Annotated in this window: 10 protein-coding genes; 7 read left to right on the top strand and 3 right to left on the bottom strand. The window is 41.9% G+C overall.

Annotation, left to right across the window (positions count from 1 at the left end; translation table 11 throughout):
* Window positions 1–119 precede the first annotated feature (119 nt).
* The 6 genes from chlG (at window position 120) to HGR01_RS06315 (ending at window position 10,708) form a co-directional block, all read left to right on the top strand.
* Entirely contained in the window at window positions 120–1,160 is a 1,041-nt protein-coding gene (gene chlG, locus HGR01_RS06340) for a chlorophyll synthase ChlG (protein ID WP_045869649.1), read from the top strand.
* Between the two features lie 91 nt (window positions 1,161–1,251).
* Window positions 1,252–1,539 (top strand): hypothetical protein, encoded by a 288-nt coding sequence (locus HGR01_RS06335; protein WP_045869280.1) that lies wholly within the window; start codon window positions 1,252–1,254, stop codon window positions 1,537–1,539.
* Window positions 1,540–2,118: 579 nt separating this feature from the next.
* Window positions 2,119–7,392, top strand: a complete 5,274-nt coding sequence (locus HGR01_RS06330; RefSeq protein WP_155539096.1) for a choice-of-anchor I family protein — start codon at window positions 2,119–2,121, stop codon at window positions 7,390–7,392.
* Between the two features lie 99 nt (window positions 7,393–7,491).
* Complete coding sequence (locus HGR01_RS06325) at window positions 7,492–8,808, top strand: cytochrome P450 (RefSeq protein WP_045869281.1); 1,317 nt, start codon at window positions 7,492–7,494, stop codon at window positions 8,806–8,808.
* A gap of 8 nt (window positions 8,809–8,816) precedes the next feature.
* Window positions 8,817–9,584: a hypothetical protein gene (locus HGR01_RS06320; RefSeq protein WP_045869282.1), complete on the top strand. Its 768-nt coding sequence runs from the start codon at window positions 8,817–8,819 to the stop codon at window positions 9,582–9,584.
* 131 nt (window positions 9,585–9,715) lie between these two features.
* Complete coding sequence (locus HGR01_RS06315) at window positions 9,716–10,708, top strand: threo-3-hydroxy-L-aspartate ammonia-lyase (RefSeq protein ID WP_045869283.1); 993 nt, start codon at window positions 9,716–9,718, stop codon at window positions 10,706–10,708.
* 240 nt (window positions 10,709–10,948) lie between these two features.
* On the opposite strand, the gene HGR01_RS06310 is transcribed toward HGR01_RS06315, so the two are convergent.
* Both HGR01_RS06310 and glgA read right to left on the bottom strand, forming a co-directional pair.
* The gene (locus HGR01_RS06310) at window positions 10,949–11,488 is read right to left on the bottom strand and encodes a hypothetical protein (RefSeq protein WP_045869284.1); all 540 of its coding nucleotides are present in this window, start codon (window positions 11,486–11,488) and stop codon (window positions 10,949–10,951) included.
* Window positions 11,489–11,939: 451 nt separating this feature from the next.
* On the bottom strand, window positions 11,940–13,418 hold the full coding sequence (gene glgA, locus HGR01_RS06305; RefSeq protein ID WP_045869285.1) for a glycogen synthase GlgA: 1,479 nt from the start codon (window positions 13,416–13,418) through the stop codon (window positions 11,940–11,942).
* A 198-nt stretch (window positions 13,419–13,616) separates the two neighbouring features.
* On the opposite strand from glgA, the gene HGR01_RS06300 reads away from it, so the two are divergent.
* Window positions 13,617–13,757 (top strand): hypothetical protein, encoded by a 141-nt coding sequence (locus tag HGR01_RS06300; RefSeq protein WP_155539098.1) that lies wholly within the window; start codon window positions 13,617–13,619, stop codon window positions 13,755–13,757.
* Between the two features lie 567 nt (window positions 13,758–14,324).
* Here the strand turns inward: HGR01_RS06300 and HGR01_RS06295 are convergent.
* Window positions 14,325–15,953 carry an adenylate/guanylate cyclase domain-containing protein gene (locus HGR01_RS06295; protein ID WP_045869286.1) on the bottom strand — a complete coding sequence of 543 codons (1,629 nt, stop codon included), beginning with the start codon at window positions 15,951–15,953 and terminating at the stop codon, window positions 14,325–14,327.
* Window positions 15,954–16,007 lie beyond the last annotated feature (54 nt).

Genomic DNA, 16,007 nt, shown 5'->3' with positions numbered 1-16,007 from the left:
AAATTTTAGATTTTAGATTTTGGATTTTAGATTTCAACCTAATCCAAAATTGCAAATCCAAAATTGAATTGCCCAATGCCCCATGCCCCATGCCCTATGCCCTATGCCCAATTAATCTTATGTCTGAATCATCTCCCATTACTCCAAATTCCAATTCGGCGGAAGCAATAGAGTCCGTTAATACTACTGAAGATATCACCACAGTTGGCGATCGCAGTTCTAAAACTCGGCAACTGCTGGGGATGAAAGGCGCAGCACCAGGGGAAACTTCGATTTGGAAAATCCGGTTGCAACTGATGAAGCCGATTACCTGGATTCCCCTGATTTGGGGTGTAGTCTGTGGTGCGGCTTCTTCGGGTAACTATACTTGGACGCTGGAAAATGTGTTGAAGGCGGCTGCTTGTATGTTGCTTTCCGGCCCCTTGCTAACGGGTTACACCCAAACCATCAATGATTTCTATGATCGCGAAATTGATGCGATTAACGAGCCTTACCGTCCGATTCCGTCTGGTGCTATTTCCGTACCCCAGGTAATTACGCAGATAGTTGTATTATTACTTGGTGGTATTGGTTTAGCCTTTGTGCTGGATTTGTGGGCTGGTCATGACTTCCCCAACATCACAGTATTGGCTGTCTTTGGTACTTTTATTGCCTATATCTATTCAGCACCACCATTGAAGTTGAAGCAAAACGGCTGGTTAGGGAATTATGCTTTAGGAGCCAGCTATATTGCTTTACCTTGGTGGGCTGGTCATGCTTTGTTTGGCGAACTGAACTGGAAAATTATGGTTCTCACCCTGGTTTACAGTTTAGCTGGATTGGGGATTGCCATTGTTAATGACTTCAAGAGCGTAGAAGGCGATCGCCAATTAGGATTACAATCACTACCTGTAATGTTCGGTGTCACTACTGCAGCCTGGATATGTGTAGTGATGATTGATGTATTTCAAGGATTTATTGCTGCATATCTGGTCAGCATCCATGAGAATTTGTACGCAGCAATTCTTGTACTGTTGATTTTGCCGCAAATTACTTTCCAAGATATGTATTTTTTGCGTGACCCGTTAAAGAACGATGTGAAGTATCAAGCCAGTGCCCAACCATTCTTAGTCTTAGGAATGCTTGTGGCTGGTTTAGCGCTCGGTCATGCAGGTATTTGATTTATACTTCTAGAGTAAGAAGATAAAAAATAGGGGTTAGGAGGTAACATTACTTCTAACTCCTAATTTTTAATTACTATCAGAACTTGCCGTGTTATACCTAATTGCTGCTTTAATACATGGGATTCAGGCTTTGTTAGTCCCTATTTGCTTTGTTGTTGCTTGGGCTGTGATGATTCTAGGTGGTTGGAGTTTGTGGTCAGCAGCTAGAGATAGTGTCAATAAAGCCAAGCAAATGCATCAAATACCTTGCACAGGTTGTCAGTTTTTTACCGACAATTACCGTCTCAAGTGTACTGTACATCCTTCCATTGCTAATACAGAAGAAGCAATACACTGCCACGATTTTCAGGCTAAGACAAATTCGATGTATTACTAACAGTCTGTACTATTAAGTTTAATAGTGTTGACCGTTCACTGTTGACTGTTGACGGTCAATTATTCAATAAAGTAATTGGTTTTAAAAAATGGCGTTGCATAATGCGGGATGATTTACCTCATGCAGAGACGCAAAGGAGAACACTTGCGTGGGTGGTTTCTCGACTTGCTCTGAATTAATTCTGCAAATATGCAACACCAAAAATATTTTTCTTACTTTCAGTATACGTAGTTCATCAAAAATACATATACATAAATATTTGGTAAATTCATATTTACATAAGCTTTTCTTAACCTGAAACTAGCAACTACATATATTTAATAAAATCAGCTATTTATAAATCTTTAAGTAAATGGATCTACTTATAGCCTGTTCTTAACCTTTACCCAGTAAACCCTAAGTAATTATTGACATCTGTGAAAATACAGAGCGCTGAATTTATGCAATGAACAAAAAAATACTCAACAAGTGACGACCTGTTTCAACATAGGCCGCTATTTTTTGCATCCTAAATTGCTACTTTAGCGAAATTTTGACAGACAGAAGTTATTTTCACACATTGATTTTGAGTTCTAAAATATGGCACCTACAATTTTGAATCCCGGTGATGTTGCGATTGTTGGTTTTCGTTCCGGCGCTCCTGATGGTTTGGCATTTGTGACTTTCAAAGATTTAGATGTCGGAACCATGCTTGGTTTCACTGATGCGTCATATCAACAACCAAATACCCCAGGTAGTTGGCGTGGTAGTGAGAATTTTGCAGTTTGGACAGCCTCCACATTCATACCTGCGGGTACAGTAGTAGTTCTTTCTTTCCCCAATACCCCGCCTTCTACTTCAGATAACGGTTCCATTGCTAATGCATTAAATGGGATTTCTGGTAGTGGCGACCAGATTTTTATTTATCAGCGCAGTGATGGAACGGTATCTACTAGTTCACCATTCACATCTAATGCAACTGCAACAACCTGGAATGCAGCCAATGGTGGTTCCCTGTTGTTCGGCATTAATATTGCCTCAACTAATGGTTTTATTACCAGTGGAACAAGTAATTTAGATAGTACAAACACCTCTTATGTACCTGATGCCGGATCAGGTGCAGGTGCGCTGACATTGGGTTCAACTGCTCTCAATATTACCAATTCCGGTATTGTTGCAAATGCTCAGTACAATGGTTCTCGGAGTGGGTTATCTATTGCTGATTACAAAGCTCAGATCCTCGATCAGAATAATTGGTTCAGTGTTAATGCCGCAACTGGAACACTAAATTCGACAGATTTTGCGATCGCAAATGGCACTCCTGTAGTTAACTTATCTGTCAGCAGCAATACAGGCACAGAAGCCGGGACAACAGTAATTACAGTCACTGCTACAGCCTCTAGTGCTGTTGCTGGCGACCAAACAGTTGACTTAGGTGTTTCGGGAACTGGCATTACTTCAGGCGATTACACTCTTAGCGGTAATAAAATCACAATTCTCAATGGACAAACAACTGGTTCTGTCACCTTTACAGTTGTCGATGATGCTTTAGTTGAAGGCAATGAAACAGCAACTTTAACTCTCAGCAATCCTTCTGCTGGAATTACTCTTGGTACAGCTTCGCAGAATATTGCGATCGCAGATAATGATACTCCATCTGTGCCGATTGTGAATTTATCTGTTAGCACTGCTGCTGGTTCGGAAGCTAATACAACAGCCATCACTGTGACTGCTACTGCTTCTAGTGCAGTTGTTGGTAATCAAACAGTGAATTTAGCAGTTTCAGGGACAGGTATCACCACTGGAGATTATTACCTCAGCAACAATACCATCTCTATTGCTAACGGACAAACCAGTGGTTCCGTTACCTTTATCGTGGCAGATGATGCGATCGCAGAAGCAACTGAAACTGCTACCTTGACAATCGCAACACCTTCTGCAGGTATTGCTTTAGGTAACACCACTTCCCAAAATATTACGATTACCAACAACAACACCAGCACTTTGCAAAAAGTTGGCGGCTTCACCAGTGCGAATGGAGCCGAAATTTCTGCCTTTGATCCAGGAAGCGATCGCCTGTTTGTCGTTGCAGGTACTACCGTCGAAATCTACAATGTCAGCAACACCGGAGCATTGACAGCAGCCGGTAGCCTGACTCCTGGATTTACTGCGCCTACTGGTACGGAAATTATTCCCAATAGTGTAGCCGTCAAGAATGGAACAGTAGCAGTTGCTTACGCAATTCGCAACACCGCAACTGGCGCGCAACTTCTCGGACAGGTGGGCTTCTTTAATGCGGCTAATGGTTCTTTTTTGAACTCTGTGGAAGTGGGCAACTTACCTGATATGCTCACCTTTACACCCGATGGGACAAAGGTCTTAACCGCCAATGAAGGTGAACCAAACAGTTACGGACAAGCTAATTCCTTCGACCCCGAAGGTTCTGTAAGTATTATTAACCTGGCGAATGGAGTTGCCAATGCTACAGTGCAAACTGCTGGCTTCACGGCGTTTAATAGTCAAATTGATGCCTTGAAAGCTGCGGGTGTGCGGATTTTTGGCCCTGGTTCCACTGTAGCTCAAGATGTAGAACCCGAATATATTGCCTTTTCGGGAGATGGTACGAAAGCTTACGTGACATTGCAGGAAAACAATGCGATCGCAATTCTCGATATTGCCAGCGCCACCATTACCGACATTTTGCCATTAGGTGTGAAAAATCACAATCTACCTGGTAATGGTATTGATGCCAGCGATCGCGATGGCGGCATCAATATCCAGAATTGGCCTGTAGTTGGCTTATATCAACCTGATGCGATCGCTAGTTTCACAGCTAATGGACAAACCTACTACATTACAGCCAACGAAGGCGATGCCCGCGACTACACAGGATTTAGTGAGGAAGTTCGGGTTGGTGGTGAATATGTTTTAGACCCAACTGTTTTTCCTAATGCCGCAACCTTAAAAAATAACGCTAACTTGGGAAGGTTAAATGTAACAAGTGCTTCTGGCGATACTGACGGCGATGGAGACTTTGATCGTATTGAAGCTTTTGGGGCGCGTTCCTTCTCAATTTGGGATGCTAGCGGTAAACAAGTTTTTGATAGTGGCGATCAACTCGAACAAATTACCGCTAGTAAAGTCCCTACTCTGTTTAACTCAGAGGGCTTGGCTGCTGGCTTTGACACCCGCAGCGATAATAAAGGGCCTGAACCAGAAGGTGTGGCGATTGGAGTTATCAACAACCGCACCTATGCGTTTATTGGTTTAGAACGCACTGGCGATGTCATTATCTATGAGGTGACAAATCCTAACAAGCCAACTTTTGTTCAGTATATTAATACACCAGAAGATGTTGCAGTAGAGGGGCTAACATTTATTTCCGCCGCCGACAGTCCCACAGGTAAGCCTTTGTTGGTGACAACAAACGAAGTTAGCAGAACAGTTGCTGTATTTGAAGTTACTCCACCTGTGAGAATTAGCGACATTCAAGGAGTTAGTCACACCTCCCCCTTCAATGGAAAAACTGTTACCAATGTACCGGGGATTGTAACAGCTGTGGCGGCGCGCGGTTTCTACCTTCAAGACCCCAACCCAGATAGTAGCGATCGCACTTCTGAAGGAATTTTTGTGTTCACCTCATCAGCGCCCACTGTCCAAGTTGGCGATGCAGTGCAGGTTAGCGGTACAGTGACAGAATTCCGCCCTGGTGGTAATGCTAATAACTTGACGACTACCCAAATTACCAGTCCCTCTATTATCAAACTTTCCAGTGGTAATGCTTTACCTACTGCCACAATTCTCGGTAATGGTGGTAGAACAATTCCCACCTCAGTAATTGATAATGATACTACCGGTAATATTGAAACCGGAACGACCACCTTTGACCCCGCCCAAGATGGGATTGATTTCTACGAAAGCTTAGAAGGGATGCTGGTACAGGTAAATAATCCTGTTGCAGTTAGCCCGACTAATGACTTTGGGGAAATTTGGGTATTGGCAGATAATGGCGCAAATGCTACCGGACGCACTGCTAGAGGTGGTATTGCAGTTAGTGCTAATGATTTTAATCCAGAGCGTATCCAAATTGATGATACTTTATTTACTTCTGGTAGTTCTCCCCAGGTGAATGTCGGTGCAACTTTTGCCACAATTACAGGCGTGGTGGATTATAACTTCAGCAATTACGAAGTTCTGCCAACTTCTGTAAGTGTTACCTCTGATACTCTCCAAAAGGAAGTTACAAATCTTACTGCTAGCGCTAGCCAATTAACAGTTGCTACCTTCAACGTCGAAAACCTTGATCCTAGTGATGGTGCAGCGAAGTTTCAAAATCTTGCCAACAGAATTGTCAATAACCTGAAATCACCAGATATTATTACTCTGGAAGAGATTCAGGATAATAACGGGGCGACGAATAACGGGGTAGTTGATGCGAGTACAACTTACCAAACATTAATTAATGCCATTAAAGCTGCGGGCGGCCCGAGCTACGAATATCGTCAAATTGACCCAGTAAATAACCAAGATGGCGGTGAACCTGGTGGGAATATTCGCCAAGGTTTCTTATTTAATCGCGATCGCGTGCAGTTTGTCGATCGCGCTGGTGGTACTTCTGCTTCTAACACTACAGTTAGCGATGTTAATGGTGTACCCACCCTTTCTGCTAGTCCCGGTCGCCTTGACCCCACGAACTCTGCTTTTAATACCAGCCGTAAGCCTTTAGTCGGTGAATTTACTTTCAACGGGCAAACTGTTTATATCGTTGGTAATCACTTTAACTCTAAAGGTGGTGACCAACCTTTATACGGGCCAAATCAACCGCCTACACTCACCAGCGAAACTCAGCGTCAGCAGCAAGCTACGGTGGTGAAAAATTTTGTTGAGAGTATTTTAGCCATCAACCCCAACGCTAATGTCGTAGTAGCAGGGGACTTGAATGATTTTGAGTTTTCCAAACCTGTCAGCACTCTAGAAAGTGCTGGACTCACTTCCCTGATTGAAACCTTGCCGGAAAATGAGCGTTATACCTACAATTTTGAAGGTAATGCCCAAGTACTTGACCACATCCTTGTCAGTAAGAATCTGCTCAATCAACTCGATGGCTATGATGTCGTACATATCAATTCTGAGTTTGCTGACCAGGATAGCGACCATGACCCCAGTGTAGCGAGATTTAACATACCAGTTCCTAACACCATCAATGGCACATCCGGTAATAATATCCTCATCGGTACTGAGAAAGTTGATATTATCCGGGGTTTAGGTGGTAATGATATCATCACAGGGAACAAAAACAATGATTTCCTGTATGGTGGTAGCGGGAATGATGCACTGGAAGGTGGAGATGGTAACGACAACCTGTATGGTGATGAGGGTAATGATGGCTTGCTAGGTGGAAAAGGTGACGATACCCTGAGTGGTGGTAGCGGAAATGATGCACTCGAAGGCGGAGATGGTAACGACAGGCTGTATGGTGATGCGGGAAATGATATCTTACTCGGTGGCGATGGCGATGATTGGCTAGCTGGCGGTGAAGGAAGGGACTTTTTAACTGGTGGTAGCGGTAGCGATCGCTTTTACTTCACTGGTACAGGTGAATTTGATACTATCATCGACTTTAACCCCGGTGTTGATAAAATCGTCATTTCTAAATCCGAATTTAGTCTCTCCCAAGCACTCGGTACCCTGGATGCTGGTTTGTTCCGCACTGGTACTAGGGCGACTACAGAAAGCGATCGCTTTATTTATGATCGCCTTCGGGGTAACCTTTTCTTTGATGCTGATGGTACTGGTAGCAGCGCACAAATTCAGATAGGTCAATTATTCAATAGAGCGGCACTCACAAGCAATGATATGACTGTGATTGCATAGATTTACTGGGATGCGTTACGGCTGCGCCTAACGCATCCTACGAATTACCAAATAACTGTTTTTTGTTAATCTTTATAATTATCAGAAAACAGTTAAAAGATGAAAAGTTCTCAACTACCACCAGGAAGCTTTGGTTTACCATTACTAGGTGAAACCCTGGAATTTGTTGCTGATCCGTACAAATTTGGTAATAAGCGCTATCAGCAATATGGTTCCATATTTAAAACTCATCTTGCAGGTAGACCAACTGTGGTGATGGTGGGGCCACAAGCAATTGAGTTTGTGCTTTCCAGCCACATGGAATATTTTTCCTGGCGTGAAGGATGGCCTCGGAATTTCAAAATATTATTAGGCGAATCACTTTTTCTGCAAGATGGTGAGGAACACCGCAAAAATCGCCGCTTGATGATGCCGGCTTTACATGGCCCAGCATTAGCAAATTATGTCGCCACAATGGAAGAAATCACCAGTGGCTATCTCAAAAAATGGCAGGATAAACAAGAGTTTACCTGGTTTAGTGAATTTAAAAAGCTAACATTTGATATTGCTAGTCAGTTATTGTTAGGTACAAGTCCTAGTGCTGAATCTGTGAGACTCAGCCAATTATTTACTAACCTCACCAATGGGCTATTTTCTATTAACCCATTACCGCTACCATTTACAACATTTGGCAGAGCTTTAGCAGCACGCAATCAAATTTTAGAACATTTGACCCAAGTTATTAGACAACGCCAGCAAAACCCTACTAAAGACGCTATTAGTTTATTAATCCAGTCCAAAGATGAGGAAGGGAATAGCATGGGTGAAAGAGAACTGATTGCCCAAGCTGTGCTATTACTGTTTGCTGGACATGAAACTACAACATCAATGTTGACTTGGTTATGTGCAGAATTAGCACTTCATCCAGAGGTCAAAGAACGCGCGCGAGAAGAACAATTACAACTGGCTAATAAAGGTGCTTTAAGTTTAGAACAGTTGGGTCAAATGCCTTATTTAGAGCAAGTTTTATTAGAAGTTGAAAGGTTACATCCTCCGGCTGGTGGTGGGTTTCGGGGTGTAATTAAAGACTTTGAATTTAATGGCTTTCATGTTCCCGCCGGTTGGCAATTATTGTATTCAATTGCTGTCACCCATAGCTTAGAAAAAATTTATCCTCAGGCAGAAATATTTGATCCAGATAGGTTTAGCCCGCAACGTCAAGAAAACAAACAATATCCCTTCAGTTTAATTGCTTTTGGTGGCGGGCCGCGCATTTGTATTGGCATTGCCTTTGCCAAAATGGAAATGAAAATTATTGCTGCCCACTTGCTACGCAGCTATGATTGGGAGATATTGCCTAATCAAAGTTTAGCTACAGTAAGGTTGCCCACGAATCACCCCAAAGATGGTTTGCGGGTTAGATTTCAACCCCGGTGAAATGTGCCATGACACCTCAAATAGATATGAACTTTTCTGAAGGAATTTGGCAAAGCCTTCAACAAGCGAAATATTTTGTTGATGACAGCGTTAATTCCTTAACTAACTCAGCACAGCAAGCAGGACAATCTTTTAAAGAAACTGCCAATATAGCCAGTGATAGAGCCATTAATACAGTTACAACAACTTGGGAACAAGCTAAAGGTTCTCTAGAACAAAGTTTACAAACTGCTGGACAAGTTAAGAGTACAACATCAACAGCAGTACAAACAGCGATCGCATCTTCGATGAATGATTGGCTAGCGCAACACCCAGGAATTTTTCGGCTAGTGCAAATCCTCAGTTGGGCTGCTAATCATCCTATTATCAGCTGCATCATGCTGGTGTTTATCCTGGCTCTGTTGTGGAGTATTATTAGAGCCATTATGCGCCTGATTGAGACAGCTAGTTGGTCAATTCTGCAAGTACCACTTAAATTACTTCAGGCTTTAGCTAAAGTTATTTTTATCTCCTTTGCTAGATTTGGTAGTTTTGCAGTGCAAAAAATTAAAGGCACTCAACGGACTGATAAAACATCAGCGATACTACCCATAAATGCAGAAATTATCTATCAAACTAAGCAGCAAAGATTAGCAGAAATTTCTACTCGATTGGAAGCAATTCAAAAGGAACAGCAGGAACTTTTACGAGAAGCTGCCAGCTTAATTGCTGATGACAGTAGTGTCACAATAGAAGAGTGGAAATTAAATGGTCATCAAAAGTACACGAGCATTTAAATATAACGGTGCAGTTAAAGATAGTTTGTGAAGTTTGTCATTTGTCATTTGTCATTAGTTATTGGTAAGAGTTTGAAGTCTATTTACTTTTCGTAAAAAGTTGGGTTTATTTCACCAACTTATTTAATTAAATGCAAAAGCATAACTCTGTCACTATAAATGACGTACAAGCAGCCCAAGAACGTCTTTTGGGTATTGCTCATTTAACACCTGTGCTAACTTCAACAACAGTGAACGAACGTACTCACAGCCAGGTGTTTTTTAAATGCGAAAATTTTCAACGCACAGGTGCGTTTAAATTTCGGGGTGCGTACAATGCATTAGCACAGCTATCTGCAACGCAAAAACATCAAGGTGTTCTGACATTTTCATCGGGAAATCATGGCCAGGCGATCGCACTTGCGGGAAAATTACTCAATATCCCTGCAACTATTGTCATGCCTGATGATGCGCCTGCAGTCAAGCAAACGGCTACCAGGGGTTATGGTGCTGAGATAATTCTCTATAATCGCCACACGACAAACCGGGAAGAATTAGCCCAAAATTTAGCCAGCGATCGCAATCTTACCCTGATTCCCCCTTACGATCATCCACACATCATAGTGGGACAGGGAACAGCAGCTTTAGAACTGATACAAGAGGTAGGCGAACTGGATTTATTACTAGTTCCTTGTGGTGGTGGCGGCTTAATTTCCGGTTGTGCGATCGCAGCTAAAGCACTTTTACCAAACTGTCGGGTGATTGGTGTAGAACCAGAACTAGCCGATGATGCTACCCGTTCCTTTCACAGCAAAACTCTGCAAACTGTCACTAATCCTAATACAATTGCCGATGGCGCTCGTACTCCTTACTTGGGGAAAATTACCTTTCCCTTAGTGCTGAATTACGTTGATGATATGGTGACAGTTTCAGAATCAGCAATTATCACTACGATGTTATTCATTTGGGAACGCTTGAAAATTGTTGTTGAACCCACAGGAGTACTAGGCACCGCAGCTTTATTAACAGGTGTGGTGAAAGCACCAGGCGCGAAAATAGGTGTAATTATTAGCGGTGGAAATGTGGATTTAGGGCAAATTGGTCGGTTAATGGGGAAGGGGGAAGGGGGAATGGGTAATGGGTAATGGGGAAAGAGATGAGATTATTCATTTTTCATAGCGAAGACCATAATTGTATTCTTCCTCCTCTGCTTCCCCTGCTCACTAAAGCAATTAATTATTTTTTATTTGCAAGTCCCTACTACAGCACGGCGTAAATAAACAGACCATTTTAAATGGTGCAAAAGCCCGGAATACAATTCTTTTGACTTTTGACTTTTGACTTTTGACTTTTGACTTTTGACTTTTGACTTTTGCCTTGTTGTACTAGCTGGTTGATGAGGTAGATTCTTCTGGCGATTTGACTTTGACTATTCTTCTACCCCAAGGCTTCAGGACGGAAATGCCAATAATAGCAAGTACAGATAAAGTTTGAATTGTACCGCCGATGAGAACGCCTTTGATGTCAAATGTATATAGGGGATTGCTCAATGCTTGCGATCGCTCTATATCGGAAATACTTGTGGCTGCATTTAACCAAGGCCCTAACCACACAGTTCCCGAAGTAATCAACACAACTGTCGCAATCCATTTAACAATTACCCAGTAATGTTTAAAAAATCCCCAAATCGTTAACCAACAAAGCAGTCCTCCGGTTAGCAAAGATAAGTTAGCTGAAGGAATAATCACGAAATCATCTATTAACTTCAAACTAGCATTGACTGCATATAGTTCATCACCGTTAGTAGTATGAGTATTTTTCAATGCGATCGCCACAATGCATAAAGCCGTACCCAACCAAATGCTACCAAATGCAACATGGGCGGAAAGTAGCCAGTTTTTCTGCTTAACGTTGAGCTTGGGCATGAAGTCTCCAGATTTTCATATTTTTGACTAATAATTGCTGTTTGCATCTAGATTATGTCAATCTATCGGCAAAATCATTCTATTACTAGCTGAAACCACTAATACCAATTTGAAAACTGAATGCGATAGATTGTAAGGGCAAGGCAGTGCCTTGCCTATTGGTGTCAACTTAACGTGAAACCCTCTTGGTTATAAGGTTTAGCCCTCTCCCACAGGGAGAAGGGAGCCAGAGATTTAGTTCCCCTTCTCCAGGGGGAGAAGGGGTTAGGGGATGAGGGCGCAAGGTATTTGTACAACGCCCGCCCTATATCGCTTTTAGCTTAAGTTGACACAGGTGGGCAGTAGCTTGCCCTTACAATTATCTGTACCTCACCAACTTGCAATCTGCTGTAAATTTCGGATTTTGAATTTTTCATCCAAAATCCAAAATCCAAAATCTAAAATTCAGTGCTTACCACTTGTGTCTGATCCAGTCGTAAATTTCTATATATTCTCCTCCGGGAATATTCCACGAGTAGTCATACTCCATACCCTGAATAGCTAATTGACGAAACTCTTCAGGCGAGTAATTCCACAAATCAATAGCACGATTCATTGCTGATTCCAGCGCCTGATTATCGCTTTGATAGAACACAAAACCATTGCGTTTTTCTGGTGGGAGATTTTCGTCGTAGTTACGGTCAAATACTGTATTGACTAATCCACCTACACCACGCACAATCGGTACAGTGCCATACTTTAAGCCAATCATTTGAGTTAACCCACAGGGTTCGTAATTACTAGGGACAACAATCATATCTGCCCCAGCATAAATTAAGTGGGATAATTCTTCGTTAAAGCCCAGTTCTAAATGTACATCTGGGTTGTTATTTAAAAATTGTTTCTCATGCTGGAATTTAGCATTGATTGCTGGTTCGGTTGCTGAACCGAGTAATACAAATTGCGCTCCTTTATTGAGAGCATAATAGATAGCGTGATGTACAAGATGCACGCCTTTTTGATTATCTAAACGACCGATGTAAGCAACAATTGGTTTATCTTCTTGGCGGAGTAAAAGCCGCTCTCGCAAAGCTTTTTTGTTATCAAATTTTTTGTCAAAATCTTCTTTGCTATATTGAGACGGAATGTAGCGGTCGATTTCTGGATTCCAAAAATCGTAATCGATACCGTTCAGCACTCCACGGAATTTATCTTTATGTAAATGCAAAGTATGGCCCAAGCCACAACCTACATCGCTTGTACTGGCTTCCCAGGCGTGGTTAGGTGAAACTGTGGTGACAGCATTGGAATAAACAATACCCGCCTTCATAAAATTAATGGCAAAGGGATTGAAGTTGTCACGCAGTTTATCGTACTGGAAGTAATATTCTGGGCGATTTAAACCTGTAGCTTGGAGAGTTTCTATACCACCCATTCCCTGATGTTTAAAGTTGTGAATGGTGTAACAAGCGCGCTGATACTCTAGGCCATAGTACTTGTACATTTCACTGAGCATGACTGGTACTAAGCCTGTTTGCCAATCATGACAATGGATGATATCAGGACGCTTATTACTTTGTAGTAAAAACTCTAAAGCGGCTTTGCTGAAAAATGCAAAGCGCATATTATCATCATCGCAACCGTAATAGCAGCCACGGTTGAAGAAATTATCTTGGGAGTGGGGTTCAATAAAGAAACACACCCGTCCGTGTACCCAACCGCAGTGTACTGAGCAGTTAATTGCCCCACCATACCAGGGTACAGATAAATTGCGATATGCATCGTGCATACCCCAAATATGGTCATAGCGCATACAGTCATATTTGGGCAAAATTAGCTCGACGCAATGTCCGCGAATCTCTAATTCCCGACTCAGTCCGTAGACAACATCCCCTAATCCTCCTGCTTTAATTACAGGAGCACATTCCGAGGCAATCTGTACAATGTACATCCCTAGTCCTCGCTTCACAAAACTTCATTTTTACTATATTCTGATCAGTACATGAAAAATGTACTCATTGACACCTGATTAGTTGAATGATAAGTAAAAAAAGTTAAACACCCATCTAACAATAATTAAATCTATTAGCATTGACGCAAAATTATGCAATTTGCAAGATGCAATATATGCCTATGGATATGCTAAGTAATGGTCAGGAATTGCTTACATTTTGGTGTAACTGGTAAAAATGTAGAAGAGAACGCTTACCAGGAAATAGAGACACAATTACCTGTAGTTCAACAATCCAATGAACTCATACCAAATCAAATCATGTTTGCGAAACATTAATATACAGGACTTACGCAAGCAAAATTTGTCATTGCGACCGGAACGAAGTGTAGGGAAGCAATCCCAGAATATCAGGCGATTACGTCGCTGCGCTCGTAATGACGTAATTCCGTTACTTTTGCGTAAGTCCTAATATATTCTAGAGGGTATGGCAGTGCCATGCCCCTACAATCTGTCGCATTATTTTTTCAAATTAGTATCAGATAATTTTCAATATTTAGTTTGTAAGCTGTTCCATATTTGGCTTGCATATATTGGGCGGGCAAGATGCCCAACGCCACTTGCTACAACGCGGGGAACCCGCGCAACACAGTGGCTCCCCCACAATAAATATACAATTTCAGATTATGCAAACTAGATGTGGTTTAGCTTATGCTCAGGGCGAAAAAGATGCTTAATCCAGAATATTTATTATTTGCAGCTAATGATTTGGCACTGATGCGTTACGCTATCACTAACGCATCCTACGTGAACGTAAAAAATCAAATATGAGTTCTATAGTGGGTAATACTATTATAAAATTATCAAAAAATTCTTAACTACGAATTACGAATTACGAATTACGAACTATGAATTACCTTGCATTTTTGTTTGATAAACCTTCACTAGACGATTAATACCTTTGAAGGTGTAACTACCCATTTCATGAAAATCTACTGGTTGGGAAAGCATATTGTAAGTTTCTTCACTAATTACGCATTCACCAGTGGGACAAATTGGTTCCATACGGGCGGCGAGGTTAATAGTAGCGCCTAAAGCTGTATACTCAACCCGTTGAGAGCTACCAACATCTCCGACAACGGCTTTACCGCTATTCACCGCGATGCGTAATTGTAGCGGTTCTTGCCAAAAACCATTGAGGTTAAGAAGTTCTAAGCGAGTTAGCATTCCTTTAGCCGCAGCAGTGGCGCGCTCGGCGTGATCTGCTTGTGGCTCTGGAGCGCCAAAGAACGCCATAATACAATCACCAATATATTTATCTAAAGTGCCACCATAGGTAAATACCTCTTGTAGCATTTCTTCAAATAAGCTATTGAGTAATTGCGCGATCGCAGTTGGTGTGACTCTTTCTGAAATAGCGGTAAAACCTACCAAATCTGCGAATAAAATGCTAATTTCACTCTCTTCGGGGGGTAAACGTCCATCTGGTAACTTACCTACAGAAATTAACTGCTGAACTACAGCCGGAGAATGATAGCGTTCTAATCTGTGACGAATTACCTCTTCTTGCTTAAGTCTATCTAGCAGTAACCAGCGCTGAACGCTAGAAGCTACTAGGTTGGCTAAAGCCGAAAAAAAGCTGAGTTCTTCTTCACCTTCATTCGCCCAATGGTAAGAAGAAAGATGAGCATCAGCGTAGAGAACCCCCACTACTTTATTTTCATCCCATAAAGGCACTGCCATTACACTGCGAATACCTTTTACCAAAATGCTGTGTTCTCCAGCAAAACGTTCATCTTTATGGGTATCCGCAGATTGAATAACAACTTTTTCGTCAAACACTTTTTGACAAATACTACGGCTGATCCAACTACCATCAGGAGTCAGACTTTGCTGCTGGGTAATGTTGCGCGTCGCTGCATTGATTAACTCCAAATTACCGCCGCCAGTGACATCTATTAATAATGCCAAGCGATCAATACTATCTAGGTAACGAAAGACGACTTGTTGCACCTGAAAGAAAATCTCTTCTATGGAAGTGGCTGCACAAAGATTTTTGGCAATATCTACCAAATCTTTCAACCTAGCAATGGTTTTATCCTTATTATTATTGATATCACCATCTTTGCTATCAGCTTCTATCCATTGCTGTTGTAGTTGTTTGACGTTACGCAATATGGTTTTTTGATCGGCATCATTCTTAGTTGTACTCTGCTCAATTACTGACTTTGTATGAGGAGTGATCAACAATACTACTAAACTCACATTACCCAACCAAACAACGTCTCCATGATGCAACTGTTGCGGACGAGTCAGCAGACGTTCATTTACCTGTGTGCCATTTTTACTACCCAAATCCTCAATAGTCCACACATCATCACCCGTCTTCACAATTTGAGCATGAGTCCGGGAAACCCCACCAGAAGGTAAGTATAAGTTACATTCTGGTAACCTGCCGATAGTAAATACATCTTGATCCACTGAAACAACGGTTTCAGTATCTCCATCTTGTAGACGCAGTTTGAGTTCAGTCATGTGTGAGATATTGATCCTGGTATCTGGGGTTCTAGCATTTTTTGTCCAGGGTAT

It is taken from the genome of Tolypothrix sp. PCC 7712 (genome assembly GCF_025860405.1).
In the GTDB taxonomy this organism is placed as follows: Bacteria; Cyanobacteriota; Cyanobacteriia; order Cyanobacteriales; family Nostocaceae; genus Aulosira; species Aulosira diplosiphon.
This window is presented reverse-complemented; position numbering and strand designations above follow the sequence as displayed.